The organism is Mesorhizobium sangaii (genome assembly GCF_014207355.1).
Classification (GTDB): domain Bacteria; phylum Pseudomonadota; class Alphaproteobacteria; order Rhizobiales; family Rhizobiaceae; genus Mesorhizobium; species Mesorhizobium sangaii.
Genome location: NZ_JACHEF010000003.1, coordinates 177,748 through 192,508 on the forward strand (window position 1 = coordinate 177,748; position 14,761 = coordinate 192,508).

Genomic DNA, 14,761 nt, shown 5'->3' on the forward strand with positions numbered 1-14,761 from the left:
CTATGGATGCGCGGTCGGACAGGAACGCAATACCGTTTGCGGTCGATCTCGACGGCACGCTGATTGCCACCGACCTGTTGTGGGAAGGGCTGTTCATCCTCCTCAAGAAGAACCCGCTCTATATCTTCCTCGTGCCTTTCTGGGCCGCCCGCGGGCCGGCCCGGTTGAAGCAGGCGATCGCCCAGCGCATCGACATCGACCCGGCATCGCTGCCCTATCGCGAGGCGTTGCTCTGCCGCCTCCGCACCGAGCACGCCGAAGGCCGCAAGATCGTGCTGGCGACCGGCACGCCGCGCAAATTCGCCGACGCCATCGCTACCCATCTCGGCATTTTCGACCGGGTGCTGGCTACCGACGGTTTCGACAATCTGACCTCCGGCAGGAAGCGCGCCTCACTGATCGCGGCCTATGGCGACGGCGGCTTCGATTATGCCGGCAACAGCCGCCACGACCTCCAGGTCTTCGACGTCGCGCGCACGGCAATCGTCGTGGCGCCCGACCGCCATGCCGCGCGCTGGCAGGCAGCACACGGCGCCGAGACGATGCCGACGCTGAAGCCGACGTTGCGGACCGTCGTCAAGATGTTGCGCGTGCATCAGTGGCTCAAGAACTCGCTGATCGCCGTGCCGATGGTGCTGTCGCATGAATACTTCAACACCGACATGATCTGGGAATGCATGCTGGCATTCGTTTCGTTCAGCGCGGTGGCCTCGGCCATCTACATTCTCAACGATTTCTTCGACCTTGCGCTCGACCGCAAGCACGCCACCAAGCGCAACCGGCCGTTCGCCAGCGGCGCGCTGTCGATTCCGTTCGGCCTTGGCGCGATCACGGTGCTGCTGGCGATCGGCATCGGCACCGGGTTGCTTTTGTCGCCCGAATTCCTGGCCGTGCTTGGTGGCTACATGGCGGTCACGACAGCCTATTCGCTGTCGTTCAAGCGCATGCTGCTTGTCGATGTGCTGACGCTTGCCGGTCTCTACACGATCCGTGTCCTGGCGGGTGCGGCCGCGACCGGCGTCGACGTCTCGTTCTGGCTGCTCGCCTTCTCGATCTTCTTCTTCCTGTCGCTGGCGCTGGTGAAACGCTTCGTCGAACTGCGCACCACGGCCATTCCGCCCGGCGAACGCATTGCCGGCCGCGGCTATCGCACCGAGGACCAGGAGATCGTCGCCCAGGCCGGAATGGCTTCGGCCTTCTCCTCGGCGCTGGTGCTGGCGCTCTACATGGACAGCGTCGCGGTGCGTGAGCTTTATCCGCATCCTTGGCTGATCTGGCCGCTGGCGCCGATCGTACTTTATCTCACCATGCGCGTCTGGATCCTGGCGCGCCGCGACGAGATGCATGACGACCCCGTCGTCTTCATCATCCGCGACTGGCGCAGCCAGATCGTGGTGCTGATCGGTGCGGTGATGCTGGTCATCGGGGGCTGGTAGGAATGGCCGCCGAACGCTTCCAGAGCTTTGGCCTTGCCACACCGCCGGCGCCGCGCGCGATCGATGTCGACAATGGCATTGCGCTGCTGAAAGGCGGCCAGGCGAAGCCAGCGTCGCTGCTCGCCTATGGCAATGGCCGTTCCTATGGCGATTCCTGCCAGAACGAGGCCGGTACGGTCGTCGACATGCGGTCCCTGAACAGCATCCGCGCCTTCAATGCCGAGACAGGCGTTCTTGAAGCCGATGCCGGTGTGCTGTTGTCCGACATCATCGCACACGCTGCCCCTTACGGCTTCTTCCCGGCGGTTGTTCCAGGCACGCAATTCGTCACGCTCGGCGGCGCCATCGCCAATGACGTGCATGGCAAGAACCATCATCGGCGCGGCACCTTCGGCTGCCATGTCGAGGCCTTGACGCTGCTCAGGTCCGACGGAAAGACCCGTCGCTGTTCGGCGACCGACAACGCGCGGCTGTTTCGGGCGACGATCGGCGGCATGGGGCTCACCGGCCTCATCCTGTCGGCCTCGATCCGGCTGATGCGGGTGCCTTCGCTCGACATCATCGAGACGGCGACGCCGTTTCGCGATCTCGGCGAGTTTTTCGGTCTGGCCGAGGCGGCCGACCAGGCCAATGAATATGCGGTCGCCTGGATCGATCAGTTGGCCAGCGGCCGCAACAGCGGTCGCGGCCTGCTGTTCACGGGCAATCACGCCGAGCACGGCTCGCATTCGGCCGCGCGCGCCGGCGGCTCACTATCGGTGCCGGTCCAGCCGCCGTTCAATGTCCTCAACCGGCGGTTCCTGACCGCCTTCAACGCCGCCTACCGGTGGAAGAAGGGCCGGTCCGCAGCGCCGCGCCAGGTCGGATACCAGGGCTTCTTCTTTCCGCTTGACGGCGTGCGTGATTGGAACCGCCTTTACGGACCGAAAGGGCTTTTCCAGCACCAGAGCGTGGTGCCGGAAGAGACGGCGCGCGAGGCGGTGCGGGCGCTGCTGGCGGCTGCAAGGCGGGCCGGGCAGGGGTCGTTCCTCACGGTGCTGAAGCGGTTCGGCTCGATCCGCTCGCCGGCGCTGCTGTCGTTCCCGCGTTCCGGCTATACGCTGACGCTGGATTTCCCCAACAGGGGAGCGGCAACGCTCGCGCTGCTGCGGGAACTCGACCGCATCGCGGTCGAGGCCGGCGGCGCGGTCAACCCCTACAAGGATGCCCGCATGGGCGCCGACATCTTCGCTTCGTCCTTCCCCGAATGGCAGCGGCTGGAGGCATTGCGCGATCCCGCCTTCATGTCGTCATTCTGGGCTCGGACGGCTAGGAAGCTCGATACGCGGCGCGGTACGGTCGAGGCGGCGGAATAGATAAAATCTGAGTAATTGTTGGTTATCAAATCATTAAACTGACGATTCACTCAAAACAGTCTCGCAGCTTCACGAAATGTTTGCGGGTTTGTAATAGGAAGCGTGAAGGGGTGGTTGGGAACACATGAAATACATCGTCTTCATTCTCTTTACCGTCATGACGAATGCCGCTGCGCAGCTGATGCTGAAGCAAGGCATGATGTCGCTCGGGCCGATCTCGTTCGAGGGCGTCAATCCCCTGGTCAAGCTGTTGCAGATCGTCTTCAGCCCCTGGGTGTTCCTGGGCCTCTGCACCTTCGTCATCTCGATGGCCTCGCACCTCTACGTGCTGTCCAAGGTCGAGCTTTCCTTCGCCTATCCGTTCCTCAGCCTCGCCTACGTCGCCGTCGCCATCTTCGCCTACTTCGTCTTCCGCGAGGATCTCAATGGCTGGCGCATCGCCGGCATCGCCTGCATCTGCGTCGGCACGGTGCTGATCGCGCAAAGCGGGCGCGGGAATGAGGCTCAAACGGCTTCGCTTTCCTCCGACAAGATTCGCAGCGAGATTATTCGATGAGACATGTGATTTTCGGTGGTGACGGTTTCGTCGGTCGCTACCTTGCCCCGAAGCTTGTCGCCGATGGCGAAGAGGTTGTCGTCGCCGACATCGCCAGGAGCGACCTGCCGCACTACCGCAATGTCCGCTTTATCAAGTGCGATGTCACCGATCCGGCGTCGGTTACCGCGGTTGGGCTGAAGGCCGACGACATGGTCTACAATTTGTCGGCCAAGATGCTGTCGCCGATCCAGGTGCGCGCCAAGCGGCACGATTTCTTCTTTCCAGTCAATTTCCATGGCACCGAGCACATCATGCAGGCGATGGACAAGGCCGCCGCACCCAAGCTCGTCCATTACACGACCGACATGATCTACGGCCACACGGTCACCCAGCCGATGACCGAGGAGCATCCGGTCGCGCCGCTTGGCGAATATGGCTGGTCGAAGCAGAAGACCGAGGAACTGGCTGCCGAATGGCGCAAGCGTGGCATGTCGATCTCGCTGTTTCGCCCGCGCCTGATCATCGGCCCCGGCCGGCTCGGCATTCTGGAAAAACTGTTCAAGCTGATCGACTGGAGTTTTCCGGTGCCGATGATCGGTTCGGGCAGAAACCCCTATCAGTTCATCTCGGTGTTCGACTGCGCCGAGGCCGCGCGCGCCGCCTGGAAGGCCGGGGTGCCAAACGAGGCCTATAATCTGGGCTCGCTCAACCCCCCGCCCGTCAAGAAACTGCTCGGCGACCTGATCAGGCACGCCGGTTCGAAATCGATCCTGATCCCGACGCCGGGCTGGGCGGTCAAGCGCACGCTCGACCTGCTCGACCTGATGAACATGCCGATCATGGATCCGGAGCAATATCTGATCGCCGACGAAGAGTGCGTGCTCGATGTTTCCAAGGCCGAGCGCCAGCTCGGCTGGGTACCGCAATATCGCGACGAGGACATGCTGATCGCCGCCTACAGCGAGTACCGCGCCAAGAAGGCCGGTCACGCCGTCGCCACCAAACACGTGCCTGCCGAATAGCGGCTCGCAAAACAGCTTTCGTTGCGCACGATCCTGGTCGTACGCGCAGACAGGAGATTGAAATGACCGTCATGGCCAAGCCCGAACAGACGAGCGCGCGCACCATGGTCAGCGCGCCGGCGCTGTCGCCCGCCACCATCGCCAAGCCCGACCTGATCAGCGTCGAGCAGGCCAAGGCGATGGACGTCGCTGTGATGACCGACCTGTTCAAGGCGCATCTCAATCCCGGCCAGCTGCATTTCATGAAGCTGCTCGGCTTCCACAAGATCAAGATCGAGCGTGCCGAGGGCATGTTCTACATCGACCAGAACGGTCGCAAGATCCTCGACTTCTTCGGTGGCTTCGGTTCGCTGGCCTTCGGCCACAACCATCCGCGCATACTGGAAGCGCGGAAAAAATTCCAGGAGGAGAAGCGCCAGGAGATCGCCATCGCCTTCATGTCGCAGTATGCGGCGGCCCTGGCGCACAACATCGCCAAATGCTCACCCGGCGATCTCGACATGGTGTTCCTCGGCTCGTCAGGCTCAGAGGCGATGGAAGCGGCGGTCAAGCTCGCCGAGCGCGCCGCAGGCCCGAAGCGGCCGAAAATCGTCTATGCCGAGAATTCCTTTCACGGCAAGACCAAGGGCGTTCTGGGCATCACCGACGGCCAGCTTTATCGCGCCGACTTCAAGATGGCGGACAATACAGTCCGCATCCCCTTTGCCGACATCGAAGCGGTCGAGCGCTTGTTCCGCTCCGACCCGGAGGTTGGCGTCATCGTGCTCGAAACCATCCAGGGCGGCGGCGGCATCATCCAGGCGCCGGCCGAATACTGGCAGAATCTGCGCGCGCTCTGCAACCAGTATGGAGTGCTGTGGGTCGCCGACGAAGTACAGTGTGGCTATGGCCGCTCGGGCCGCTTCTATGCCTTCGAGCATTACGGCGTCATTCCTGACGTGACGGCGCTGGCCAAGTCGCTTGGTGCAGGCAAGGCGGCGGTCGGTGCGATGATTGCCAGGCGCGAGGTCTACATGAAGGCTTACGGCACGCCGAAGACGGCGATGATCCATGCGATGGCGACCTTCGGCGGCATGGGCGAGGCCTGCGTCACCTCGATCGAGGGGCTCAACGTGCTCTACGACGAGGGGCTGATCGACAACGCCGCCGTTACCGGCGATTACCTGCTGCAGCGGCTGCAGGCGCTCAAGGACAAATATCCTAAGATCATCAAGGACGTGCGCGGCAAAGGTTTCATGGTCGGCCTGGAGTTCCACGACTTCTCGCAGACCTTGCCGATGGTGCTGCGGCCGATCGTCAGCGTGCTCGACGACAAGCTGAAAGGCTCGCTGTCCGGCTTCGTCGGCGCGCTCTTGCTGCGTGACTACGACGTGCTCGTCGCCTTCACCGAATACAATCGCAACGTCATCCGGCTCGAGCCGCCGCTGATCTGCCAGCGCGAGCACGTCGACCGCTTCGTCGATGCCTTCGACAGCCTGCTGTCGCGCGGCATCGTGTCGATCGTGAAGGATTTTGTCAAAAGCCAAGTCCGTTAAAGCGAAGTTCGCTGAGCAATATCATGCTGACCAAGTCTCCCCTTGCGAAAAACCCACTCGACCGGCTCACCGAGGCCGGCCTGGCGTGGGGCGAGGGGACATATGCGCGGTTGGCGGCACCCATCGGTGCGGCGGCTTTCGCGCTCTACATCCTGTTGACGGCGTTCACGGCATGGGTGATGCCGGACGCCAACTGGGACATGCTGCCCTATCTCGCCATCGCCGATGAAGGCACCTATCCCGATGCGCAGGCACTGCACGACTATGCCTACAGCACCGTCAAGGCCGGCGTGTCGGCGGGCGACTACAAGATGCTGACCGATGATGGCGGCGGCTTCCGCAGCCATATGGCGGAGAATGCCGCCGACTTCCATTCTCTGCTCGGCATGTACCGGATCAAGTTCCTCTATGCCGAGATCCTGTCGACGATGAGCTCGGTGATGTCGCCGGTCGAGGCGATGCGGCTGATTTCGGTGTTGTCCGTGCTGTTGTTCGGCGCGATCGCGCTGCTCTGGCTGCGCTCGGAGCGGGCACTGGCGCTGGCGCCTCTGGTCGGTGCGGTGCTGATCATGGCCGACTTCGGCGACGCGGCGCGCGCCTCGACGCCTGATCTGTTGTGCTCGGCACTGTTCCTCGGTGGGCTTTACGCCTATGTCCGCGGCCGCGAGGCGGCTACGGCGATCCTGCTCTTCCTCGCCTTCATGGCGCGGCCGGACAACATTGTTTTCCTTGCCATTTTCGCGGTGTTGCTGGTCGTGTTCCGGCAGAAGGCATGGGGCGCGCTGGCAGGCTTCGCCGCGTCCTTCGTCGCCTATTTCGTCATTTCGCACTGGGCCCATCACCCCGGCTGGTGGCCGCATCTGTGGTTCTCCAGCATCGAGCAGCACTACAATATGGACGGTTTCGAGCCGCCCTTCTCGATCGCTGCCTATCTGCGGGCGTTTGCGACATCGCTGTTGCGTGCCGTCAGCCTGAACAGTTGGGTCGGCGTGTCGGTGCTGGCTTTGGCCGGCTGGTACACGGCCGGCCGCGCCGGCTTTGGCCTCGAGCGTCGCGCCGGCATCCTGTTTGCAGCACTGGTGCTCGGTGTGTTGGCGAAATTCGCCGTGTTCCCGATCCACGACACCCGCATCTATTTCCCCAATCTGATCCCGCCGTTCCTGCTGCTGGCGACGCCGCTGATGGCGCTGTGGGCGACAGTGACGCGTGGCCAGCATCGCAACGCCATGCACGTCATTCCCGGAGAGAAGTCATGAGTTCCGTATCCAACCTGGCGCGCGTTGCCCTGTCGCTCGGTCTTCCCGTTGGGCTTCTCGATCGCGGGCCATCGCTGCGCGGCACGAAATTCCTGGCCAAGGCGGCGCTGAAGGCGCGCTTCGGCGGATCAGGGCGTCCGTTCCAGATGGTCAATGTCGGCGCCTGCGACGGCGCGCTGTTCGATGACGTCACGCCGTGGCTGCACCGCATAGCTGGTGCACGCGCCATGCTGGTCGAGCCGATCCCGTACAATCAGAAACGGCTGCGCGCCAACTATCCCGACACGAGCCGGTTCATCATCGAGCCAGTGGCCGTCACCAAGGCGAAGGGCACGATCACAGTCCACACCTTCGATGCCGCCGCACTCGAGGCCGGCACGTTGCCGATCGAGTTCATCGGCTGCTCGTCGGTGACCGACACCAATCTGATGTCGGGCAAGAATGCCTGGGGCGAGGCCGATGCCAATTTCAACAAGTTCGCGCCGCATCTCAGGGATATCGAGGTGCCGTCGGAAACGCTGCAAACCCTGCTCGACCGCAACGGCATCAGCCATATCGATGCTTTCCTCGTCGATTGCGAGGGCGCCGACTGGGTGGTCTTCGAACAGCTTGACCTCAAGCGCTATCGCCCAGGCATGATCAAGGTCGAGGTCGGCGCGCTGCCGGCGGCCGAGATCGGCCAGGTCGTGGTCAAGTTGAAGACGTCAGGCTATCAGGTGGGCTTCCAGGCCGAGGATGTGTGGGCCTTCGCCTGAACTGATCTTCCGGCAGAAATAGAAAACCGCCCTAGGCGCCTGATGTGAACCATTCGGCTGTCTGGTCGCTCGGCTTTTTGCCAATGTCGCAAACAGGCTTCATCAGCGCCACCGCTCCGCCCTATAGTCCGCCCGCTTTATCACTTTGGAGTCGCGGGCAATGGCAGAGTTTCCGAAAAAGGCGAAGGTCGTCATCGTTGGCCTGGGCGGCATTGTCGGCGCATCGATCGCCCATCACCTGATCGAACGCGGCTGGGACGATATTGTCGGCATCGACAAGTCCGGCATCCCGACCGACATCGGCTCGACGGCGCATGCCTCCGACTTCTGCTACACGACCAGCCATGATTTCCTGTCGTGCTGGACGACCCTGTACTCAATCGATTTCTACGAGAAGATGGGCCACTACGCGCGCATCGGCGGCCTCGAAGTGGCTCGCGTCGGCGACGACGGCCGCATGGAGGAGATCAAGCGCAAGATCGCCTCGGCCAAGGCCTTTGGCACGCGCGCCCGTCTGATCGAACCGGCCGAGATCAAGCAGAAGTTTCCGCTGATCGAAGAAGCGATGGTGCAGGGCGGCCTGTGGGATCCCGATGCCGGTCTCGTCATCCCGCGCTCGCAGACCGTCGCGGGCAAGCTGGTCGACCAGGCGGAAGCGTCCGGCAAGCTCAAATCCTTCGCCAACACGCCGGCAAAGTCGCTCATCGTCAAGGACGGCCGCATCACCGGCGTGGTGACCGATCGCGGCACCATCGAGGCCGATTACGTCGTGGTCTGTGCCGGCATCTGGGGCCGGCTGATCGCGGAGATGGTTGGCGAGGATCTGCCGGTCATGCCGATCGACCATCCGTTGACCTTCTTCGGCCCGTACAACGAGTTCGCCGGCACCGGCAAGGAGATCGGCTGGCCGCTGCTGCGCGACCAGGGCAATTCGGCCTATATGCGCGACACCGGCGATCCCAAGACCGCCGAGGGCGGGCAGATCGAATGGGGCTATTACGAAGAGACCAATCCGCGCCTTTGCCATCCGCGCGACCTGCTGGAGAAGGACCAGGCCCGGCTTTCACCGTCGCAGCGCGATCTCGACATGGAGCAAATTCTGGGGCCGCTCGAACGCGCCATGGAGCTGACGCCGATCCTGGGCGAACTCGGCTACAACGAGAGCCATTCCTTCAACGGTCTCTTGCAGGTGACTGCGGATGGCGGCCCCTCGATGGGCGAAAGCCAGAAGGTGAGGGGCCTGTGGTATGCCGTCGCCATCTGGGTCAAGGACGGTCCTGGCATGGGCAAACTGATCGCTGACTGGATGACCGATGGCCGCACGGCGATCGACCATCACGCCATCGACTATGCGCGCTTCTATCCGCACCAGACGAAGGAGCAGTTCATCTGGGACCGCTGCACCGAAACGGCGATGAAAGTCTACAATCCGGCGGTGCATCCGCGCGAACCATTCTCCAAAGCCCGCAACATCAGGCGCTCGCCGTTCTGGGAGCGTGAGAAGGAACTCGGCGGCTATTTCATGGAACTGGGCGGCTGGGAACGCGCGCACGGCTATGCCGCCAACGAGTATCTTTTGGAGAAATACGGCAACCGCGTGCCGGTGCGCGAGAACGAGTGGGACAACCGCCATTTCTGGCGCGTCTCCAATGCCGAACACCTCGCCATGAGCGAGGATTGCGGCATCGTCAACCTGTCGCACTTCTCGATGTATGACGTCGAAGGGCCTGACCATGTGGCGTTGCTGGAATGGCTGTGCGCGGCCAAGATCGGCGGCGACAACAACATCGGCAAGGGCATCTACACCCACTTCCTCGACGAGGAAGGCATGGTGCGCGCCGACTTTACCGTCATTCGCATGGCCGACCGCTGTCGTTTGATCGACGGGGCGGACGCCGGCCCGCGCGACTTCCAGTACATGCGTCGAACCGCGCAGGACAAAGGTTTCGACGTCACCATCACGGATGTGACCGAGAAATTCGTTACTATCGGCATCTGGGGTCCGAATGCCCGGGCGACCTTGCAGAAGGTGGTCGAGAATCCGGACGGGCTCTCGCTTGAAAACTTCCCGTTCGCGGCGATCAAGCCGGTCCGGATCGGCGGCAAGGACGTCACCGCCTTCCGCATCTCCTATGTCGGCGAGCAGGGTTGGGAACTGCATATGCGCTACGAGGATGGTCTCGCCGTCTGGGACGCGCTGCGCTCGACCGGCGTGATGCCCTTTGGCGTCGAAACCTATGCCAACACGCGCCGCATGGAAAAGAGCCTGCGCCTGCAGAATGCCGACCTGCTGACCGAGTACAATCTGCTCGAAGCCGATCTAGCCCGACCGAAGGTCAAGGAGAACGATTTCTGCGGCAAGGCCAGGCATGTCGAGTACCGCGCGCGCGAGCACCAGCCGGCCACGCTGTGCACGCTGGTGATGACCGAACATGTCGATTCGAAAGGCGTTGCCCGCTATCCCGTCGGCACGATGCCGGTGATGGACCCGAAGACGGGCGAAACGCTGGTCGACGAACTCGGCCGCCGGTCGTTCACGACCTCGATGGCCTATGGGCCGACCATCGGCAAGAACATCGGTCTCGCCTATCTGCCGTGGGCGTATGCCCAGGAAGGCCGCAAGCTCGCCATCGAGTATTTCGGTGAGACCTATCCGGTCGAAGTCGCCGCGGTCGGCTACAAGCCGCTCTACGATCCGGAAAACCTCAAGCCGCGCAGCTGAGTACCGGCAAGCGCGAAACAGCGTGAACGCGAAGCCCGGCTCTTGGCCGGGCTTTTCACTTTTTAATCGGACGATTCTCGCTTACCCTTGCGGGCATGTCTGCTTTTTCATGTGCAAGACATGTCTTGTCGGGCAGCGCCGCGATGGCACTGATGCTCTGGCTGACGCCGGTGTCCCTCGCGGATGAACCGGTCGATGTCGAGCTGGTGCTGGCCGTCGATGTTTCGCTGTCGATGTCGCCCGACGAACTCGAGATCCAACGTCACGGCTACGCGGCGGCGCTGACACACGACAACGTGCTGCAGGCGATCGCCGACGGCGCCCATGGCAAGATCGCGGTCACCTATGTCGAGTGGGCCGGGACCACCTGGCAGCGCGTCATCGTGCCGTGGACGGTGATCGCCGATCGCGCCGACGCAGAGCGTGTGGTTGCGCAATTGTCGGCCCAGCCGCCCGGCAGCGCACGGCGCACCTCGATCTCAGGCGCGCTGGAGTTCGGCAGCGATCTTTTCGCTGAAAGCGGCTACCAGGGAGACAAGCGGGTCATCGACATTTCGGGTGACGGTCCCAACAACCAGGGCGCGCCGGTCAACCTCACCCGCGACGGGCTGGTCAAGCAAGGCATCGTCATCAACGGGCTGCCGCTGATGACCCGAGGCGGCTTTTCCGGCGTCTACGACGTCAACAATCTCGATCGCTATTACAGTGACTGCGTCATCGGCGGTCCTGGAGCCTTCATGATCCCGGTCAACGACTGGACGCAATTTCCCGAAGCCATCCGCCGCAAGCTGGTGCTGGAGCTTGCCGGCCCGGCCTCACCGCAATGGGCGGCGGAAGAAGCCGCGCATCCTCCAGTTGTATTGGCGCAGGACGCGCCCGCCAGCGACTGCCTGGTCGGGGAGAAAATGTGGCGCAACCGCAGCTGGATGTTCGACAGCCGCTAGACTTGCCTCTCCAGACGAAGCAATGGCAAACTGGCGAGGCTGCGCCATTGGGCGGCGGGGCTGCGGGCAGAACCGAGGAAACACCAGATGAAACGTCTTGCCATCCTGACTGCCGTCGCTTCCGTGCTTTTTGCTGACGGCGCCAGCGCCCAATACAATGATGAGCCCGCCTGCATCATGTTCGAGCATGCAAATTTTCGCGGGCGGTCTATCGGCATTGGGTCCGACGATTCCGTGAATTTTCGCGGCGGTCAGTTCTGGAACGACCGTGTGTCGTCGGTGATCGTCCGCCGTGGTTGCACGCTGGTTGCCTATGAAGACTCGCGGATGGGCGGCCGTTCGATCGAGATCAGGCGCAGGGTCCGTAATTTCGGCGGCAGCGAGTGGAACGACCGCATCTCGTCGGCGGAGTGTTATTGCGACGACTACTGAATGCATGCCGGATTTCTGGCGCCTGATGCCATTTCGGCGGCAGGCGGGCGATCCAGTGGCTATCGGCACTGGTCCGCGTTGCACCTCACCATCCTGTTCATTGACAAGCCGATTGGCCTCTGTGACACAATTTCCTCAGAGAAAACAAAAGGGGAACTGACATGACCAGGATCGCCGTTCTTGCCGCAACATTGACACTTGCCGCCGGCTTGTCGGCACCGGCGATGGCTGCCACATCGGTCACCATCGGCATCAGCGGCTGGACCGGCTTCGCGCCGCTGACGCTTGCCAAGCAGGCAGGCCTGTTCGAGAAGCACGGCCTCGACGTGACCTTGAAGAAGGTGCCGCAAGCGAGCCGGCCGCTCGCCATCGCCAGCGGCGACCTGCAATGCGCCGCCACCACGGTCGAGACCTGGCTGGTCTGGAACGCCAGCGGCGTCACCACCAAGCAGATCTTCCAGCTCGACAAGTCCTATGGCGCCGACGGTATCGTCGCCCGCAACGACATCAAGACCGTCGCCGACCTCAAGGGCAAGAATGTCGCGTCCTCGGCACCGGGCACGTCGCCCTATTTCATGCTCGCCTGGGTGCTGAACAAGAACGGCATGTCGACCAAGGATGTGACCGTCGTCAATCTGGAGCCGGACGCGGCGGCGCAGGCCTTCCTCGCCGGCCAGAACGACGCCGCCGTCACCTATGAACCGTTCATCTCGGCGGTGCGCGGCAAATCCGACCAGGGCCATATCCTGGCGACGACGCTCGACTACCCGATGGTGCTCGACACGGTCGGCTGCACGCCCGAGTTCCTCAAGGCCAATCCCGGTGCCGCCAAAGCACTTGCCGACAGCTATTTCGAAGCGCTCGACCTGATCAAGAGCGATCCGCAGAAATCCTACGAGATCATGGGCGCCGACGTGAAGCAGTCGGCCAAGGAATTCGAGGATTCGGCGAAGTACCTGAAATGGGCCGACAAGGCCGAGAACAAACAGTTCTTCACCAAGGAATTCCAGGACTTTTCCAAGACCGCCGGCGATCTTCTGCTGCAGATGGGGCTGATCAAGGAAGCGCCAGACGTCACTACGCTCGCCGACACCAGCGCGGTGTCGAACTGACAGTCCGGCCTTCGTCATCTGGCGGCGGCGCCGAGCGCCGCCGTTTTCTCCTGGACAAGTGACGATTTGAAGATGGGGACGATTTGAAGATGCGCCCCTTGCATCCAGTCTCGCCGGGCATCCGAACGGTGTTCGGCATTTCCTTCTTCGTGCTGTTCGTTGCCTTCTGGGCGTGGATCACGTTTGGCGGCCACGTCAATCGCATCTTCCTCGCCGATCCGCTGTCGATGCTGCGGGATGGCTGGCGGCTGCTGGTCGAGGATCGTTTCTGGCTCGACATACTGATCACCATCTGGCGCGTCTTCGGCGGCTTCCTGCTGGCCTCGGTGGTCGCGGTGCCGCTCGGCATTGCCATGGGCGCCTGGAAGCCGGTGGAGGCGTTTCTGGAGCCATTCGTCTCCTTTGCCCGCTACCTGCCGGCCTCGGCTTTTATCCCGCTGCTCATCCTGTGGGCCGGCATTGGCGAACTGGAAAAATTGCTCGTCATCTTCGTCGGCTCGGTGTTCCAGATCATCCTGATCATCGCGGTCAAGGTCGGCAGCACGCGGCGCGACCTGGTCGAGGCTGCCTATACGCTGGGCTCCACCAACAACGGCATCGTCAGCCGTGTGATCATGCCGGCCAATGCGCCCGAGATCGCCGAGACGTTGCGGCTGGTGCTCGGCTGGGCATGGACCTATGTCATCGTCGCCGAGCTGATCGGCTCGTCCTCCGGCATCGGTTACATGATCATCAACAGCCAGTCGCGGCTGGCGACGGGGCAGATCATCTTCGGCATCATCGTCATCGGGCTGATCGGACTGTTGTCCGACTTCGCCTTCAAGGCCTTCAACCGCTGGCTCTTTCCGTGGAGCCTGGCGTGAGCAAGCTTCTCATCGAAGGCGTTTCGCGCACGTTCGCCGGCGTACGCGGCGGGGAGCCGGTCAAGGCGCTGATGCCGGTCGACCTTGCGGTCGCGGCCAATGACTTCATCACCATCCTGGGTCCATCGGGCTGCGGAAAGTCGACACTGCTCAGAATTGTCGCCGGGCTGGAAGCGCCAAGCGAAGGCCGGGTGCTGCTCGACGGCAAGGCAGTGACCCGGCCGGGGCCGGATCGCGGCATGGTCTTCCAGTCCTACACGCTGTTTCCCTGGCTGACGGTGGCCGAGAACATCGCCTTCGGCCTGCGCGAGCGCGGCATGGCCGAGAAAGAGCGTGATGGGATCGTTGCTTCCTATGTCGATCTCGTCGGGCTGAAAGGGTTTGAGAACCACTGGCCGAAGCAGCTTTCCGGCGGCATGCAGCAGCGCACGGCGATCGCCCGCGCTTTGGCCAACGATCCCGAGATCCTGTTGCTCGACGAGCCGTTCGGCGCGCTCGACAACCAGACACGCGGGTTGATGCAGGAGCTGCTGCTCGGCATCTGGGAGCGTCGCAAGAAAACGGTGCTGTTCGTCACGCACGACATCGAGGAGGCGATCTTCATGGCGTCGCGGGTGATCTTAATGACTGCCCGACCCGGCCGCGTCAAGTCGGATGTCGCCATCGACCTGCCGCATCCGCGCCACTACACGCTGAAGACCAGCCCGGAATTCTCGGCGCTAAAGGCACGGCTGACCGAGGATATCCGCGTCGAGGCAATGCGCACGGCGCAGGCGCAGAGCGCCTAGGTA

13 protein-coding genes are annotated in these 14,761 nt (G+C 62.8%); all 13 read left to right on the forward strand.

The window, feature by feature from the left end; all coding sequences use genetic code 11:
- Nucleotides 1–2: 2 nt before the first annotated feature.
- The 13 genes from HNQ71_RS15885 to HNQ71_RS15945 all read left to right on the forward strand — a co-directional run bounded on the left by HNQ71_RS15885 (nucleotide 3) and on the right by HNQ71_RS15945 (nucleotide 14,758).
- Nucleotides 3–1,436: a UbiA family prenyltransferase gene (locus HNQ71_RS15885; protein WP_184873512.1), complete on the forward strand. Its 1,434-nt coding sequence runs from the start codon at nucleotides 3–5 to the stop codon at nucleotides 1,434–1,436.
- Nucleotides 1,437–1,438: 2 nt separating this feature from the next.
- Nucleotides 1,439–2,791 (forward strand): FAD-binding oxidoreductase, encoded by a 1,353-nt coding sequence (locus HNQ71_RS15890; protein WP_184873513.1) that lies wholly within the window; start codon nucleotides 1,439–1,441, stop codon nucleotides 2,789–2,791.
- Between the two features lie 124 nt (nucleotides 2,792–2,915).
- The gene (locus HNQ71_RS15895; RefSeq protein WP_184873514.1) at nucleotides 2,916–3,347 is read left to right on the forward strand and encodes an EamA family transporter; all 432 of its coding nucleotides are present in this window, start codon (nucleotides 2,916–2,918) and stop codon (nucleotides 3,345–3,347) included.
- The gene (locus HNQ71_RS15900) at nucleotides 3,344–4,351 is read left to right on the forward strand and encodes an NAD-dependent epimerase/dehydratase family protein (protein ID WP_184873515.1); all 1,008 of its coding nucleotides are present in this window, start codon (nucleotides 3,344–3,346) and stop codon (nucleotides 4,349–4,351) included. Before HNQ71_RS15895 ends, HNQ71_RS15900 begins: the two co-directional genes overlap by 4 nt.
- Nucleotides 4,352–4,455: 104 nt before the next feature.
- Nucleotides 4,456–5,886: an aspartate aminotransferase family protein gene (locus tag HNQ71_RS15905; RefSeq protein WP_184874365.1), complete on the forward strand. Its 1,431-nt coding sequence runs from the start codon at nucleotides 4,456–4,458 to the stop codon at nucleotides 5,884–5,886.
- Nucleotides 5,887–5,909: 23 nt separating this feature from the next.
- A complete protein-coding gene (locus tag HNQ71_RS15910; protein ID WP_184873516.1) occupies nucleotides 5,910–7,142 on the forward strand; it encodes a hypothetical protein in 1,233 nt (410 codons plus the stop codon).
- Nucleotides 7,139–7,897: an FkbM family methyltransferase gene (locus HNQ71_RS15915; RefSeq protein WP_184873517.1), complete on the forward strand. Its 759-nt coding sequence runs from the start codon at nucleotides 7,139–7,141 to the stop codon at nucleotides 7,895–7,897. The genes HNQ71_RS15910 and HNQ71_RS15915 overlap by 4 nt, the downstream gene beginning before the upstream one ends.
- A 160-nt stretch (nucleotides 7,898–8,057) precedes the next feature.
- Entirely contained in the window at nucleotides 8,058–10,619 is a 2,562-nt protein-coding gene (locus tag HNQ71_RS15920; RefSeq protein WP_184873518.1) for a GcvT family protein, read from the forward strand.
- 95 nt (nucleotides 10,620–10,714) lie between these two features.
- Nucleotides 10,715–11,563 (forward strand): DUF1194 domain-containing protein, encoded by an 849-nt coding sequence (locus HNQ71_RS15925; protein ID WP_184873519.1) that lies wholly within the window; start codon nucleotides 10,715–10,717, stop codon nucleotides 11,561–11,563.
- Nucleotides 11,564–11,650: 87 nt separating this feature from the next.
- Nucleotides 11,651–11,995 carry a peptidase inhibitor family I36 protein gene (locus HNQ71_RS15930; RefSeq protein WP_184873520.1) on the forward strand — a complete coding sequence of 115 codons (345 nt, stop codon included), beginning with the start codon at nucleotides 11,651–11,653 and terminating at the stop codon, nucleotides 11,993–11,995.
- Nucleotides 11,996–12,156: 161 nt separating this feature from the next.
- Nucleotides 12,157–13,107, forward strand: coding sequence for an ABC transporter substrate-binding protein (locus tag HNQ71_RS15935; RefSeq protein WP_184873521.1), 951 nt, complete (start codon nucleotides 12,157–12,159; stop codon nucleotides 13,105–13,107).
- Nucleotides 13,108–13,196: 89 nt separating this feature from the next.
- On the forward strand, nucleotides 13,197–13,970 hold the full coding sequence (locus tag HNQ71_RS15940) for an ABC transporter permease (protein WP_184873522.1): 774 nt from the start codon (nucleotides 13,197–13,199) through the stop codon (nucleotides 13,968–13,970).
- The gene (locus HNQ71_RS15945) at nucleotides 13,967–14,758 is read left to right on the forward strand and encodes an ATP-binding cassette domain-containing protein (RefSeq protein ID WP_184873523.1); all 792 of its coding nucleotides are present in this window, start codon (nucleotides 13,967–13,969) and stop codon (nucleotides 14,756–14,758) included. Before HNQ71_RS15940 ends, HNQ71_RS15945 begins: the two co-directional genes overlap by 4 nt.
- Nucleotides 14,759–14,761 lie beyond the last annotated feature (3 nt).

What these genes read in the sequence shown, in the direction of transcription:
- HNQ71_RS15895 (WP_184873514.1), top strand. Translation starts at nt 2,916, where the DNA reads ATGAAATACATCGTCTTCATTCTCTTTACCGTCATGACGAATGCCGCT.
- HNQ71_RS15930 (WP_184873520.1), top strand. Translation starts at nt 11,651, where the DNA reads ATGAAACGTCTTGCCATCCTGACTGCCGTCGCTTCCGTGCTTTTTGCT.
- HNQ71_RS15935 (WP_184873521.1), top strand. Translation starts at nt 12,157, where the DNA reads ATGACCAGGATCGCCGTTCTTGCCGCAACATTGACACTTGCCGCCGGC.
- HNQ71_RS15920 (WP_184873518.1), top strand. Translation starts at nt 8,058, where the DNA reads ATGGCAGAGTTTCCGAAAAAGGCGAAGGTCGTCATCGTTGGCCTGGGC.
- HNQ71_RS15900 (WP_184873515.1), top strand. Translation starts at nt 3,344, where the DNA reads ATGAGACATGTGATTTTCGGTGGTGACGGTTTCGTCGGTCGCTACCTT.
- HNQ71_RS15925 (WP_184873519.1), top strand. Translation starts at nt 10,715, where the DNA reads ATGTCTGCTTTTTCATGTGCAAGACATGTCTTGTCGGGCAGCGCCGCG.
- HNQ71_RS15890 (WP_184873513.1), top strand. Translation starts at nt 1,439, where the DNA reads ATGGCCGCCGAACGCTTCCAGAGCTTTGGCCTTGCCACACCGCCGGCG.
- HNQ71_RS15910 (WP_184873516.1), top strand. Translation starts at nt 5,910, where the DNA reads ATGCTGACCAAGTCTCCCCTTGCGAAAAACCCACTCGACCGGCTCACC.
- HNQ71_RS15905 (WP_184874365.1), top strand. Translation starts at nt 4,456, where the DNA reads ATGGTCAGCGCGCCGGCGCTGTCGCCCGCCACCATCGCCAAGCCCGAC.
- HNQ71_RS15940 (WP_184873522.1), top strand. Translation starts at nt 13,197, where the DNA reads ATGCGCCCCTTGCATCCAGTCTCGCCGGGCATCCGAACGGTGTTCGGC.
- HNQ71_RS15915 (WP_184873517.1), top strand. Translation starts at nt 7,139, where the DNA reads ATGAGTTCCGTATCCAACCTGGCGCGCGTTGCCCTGTCGCTCGGTCTT.
- HNQ71_RS15885 (WP_184873512.1), top strand. Translation starts at nt 3, where the DNA reads ATGGATGCGCGGTCGGACAGGAACGCAATACCGTTTGCGGTCGATCTC.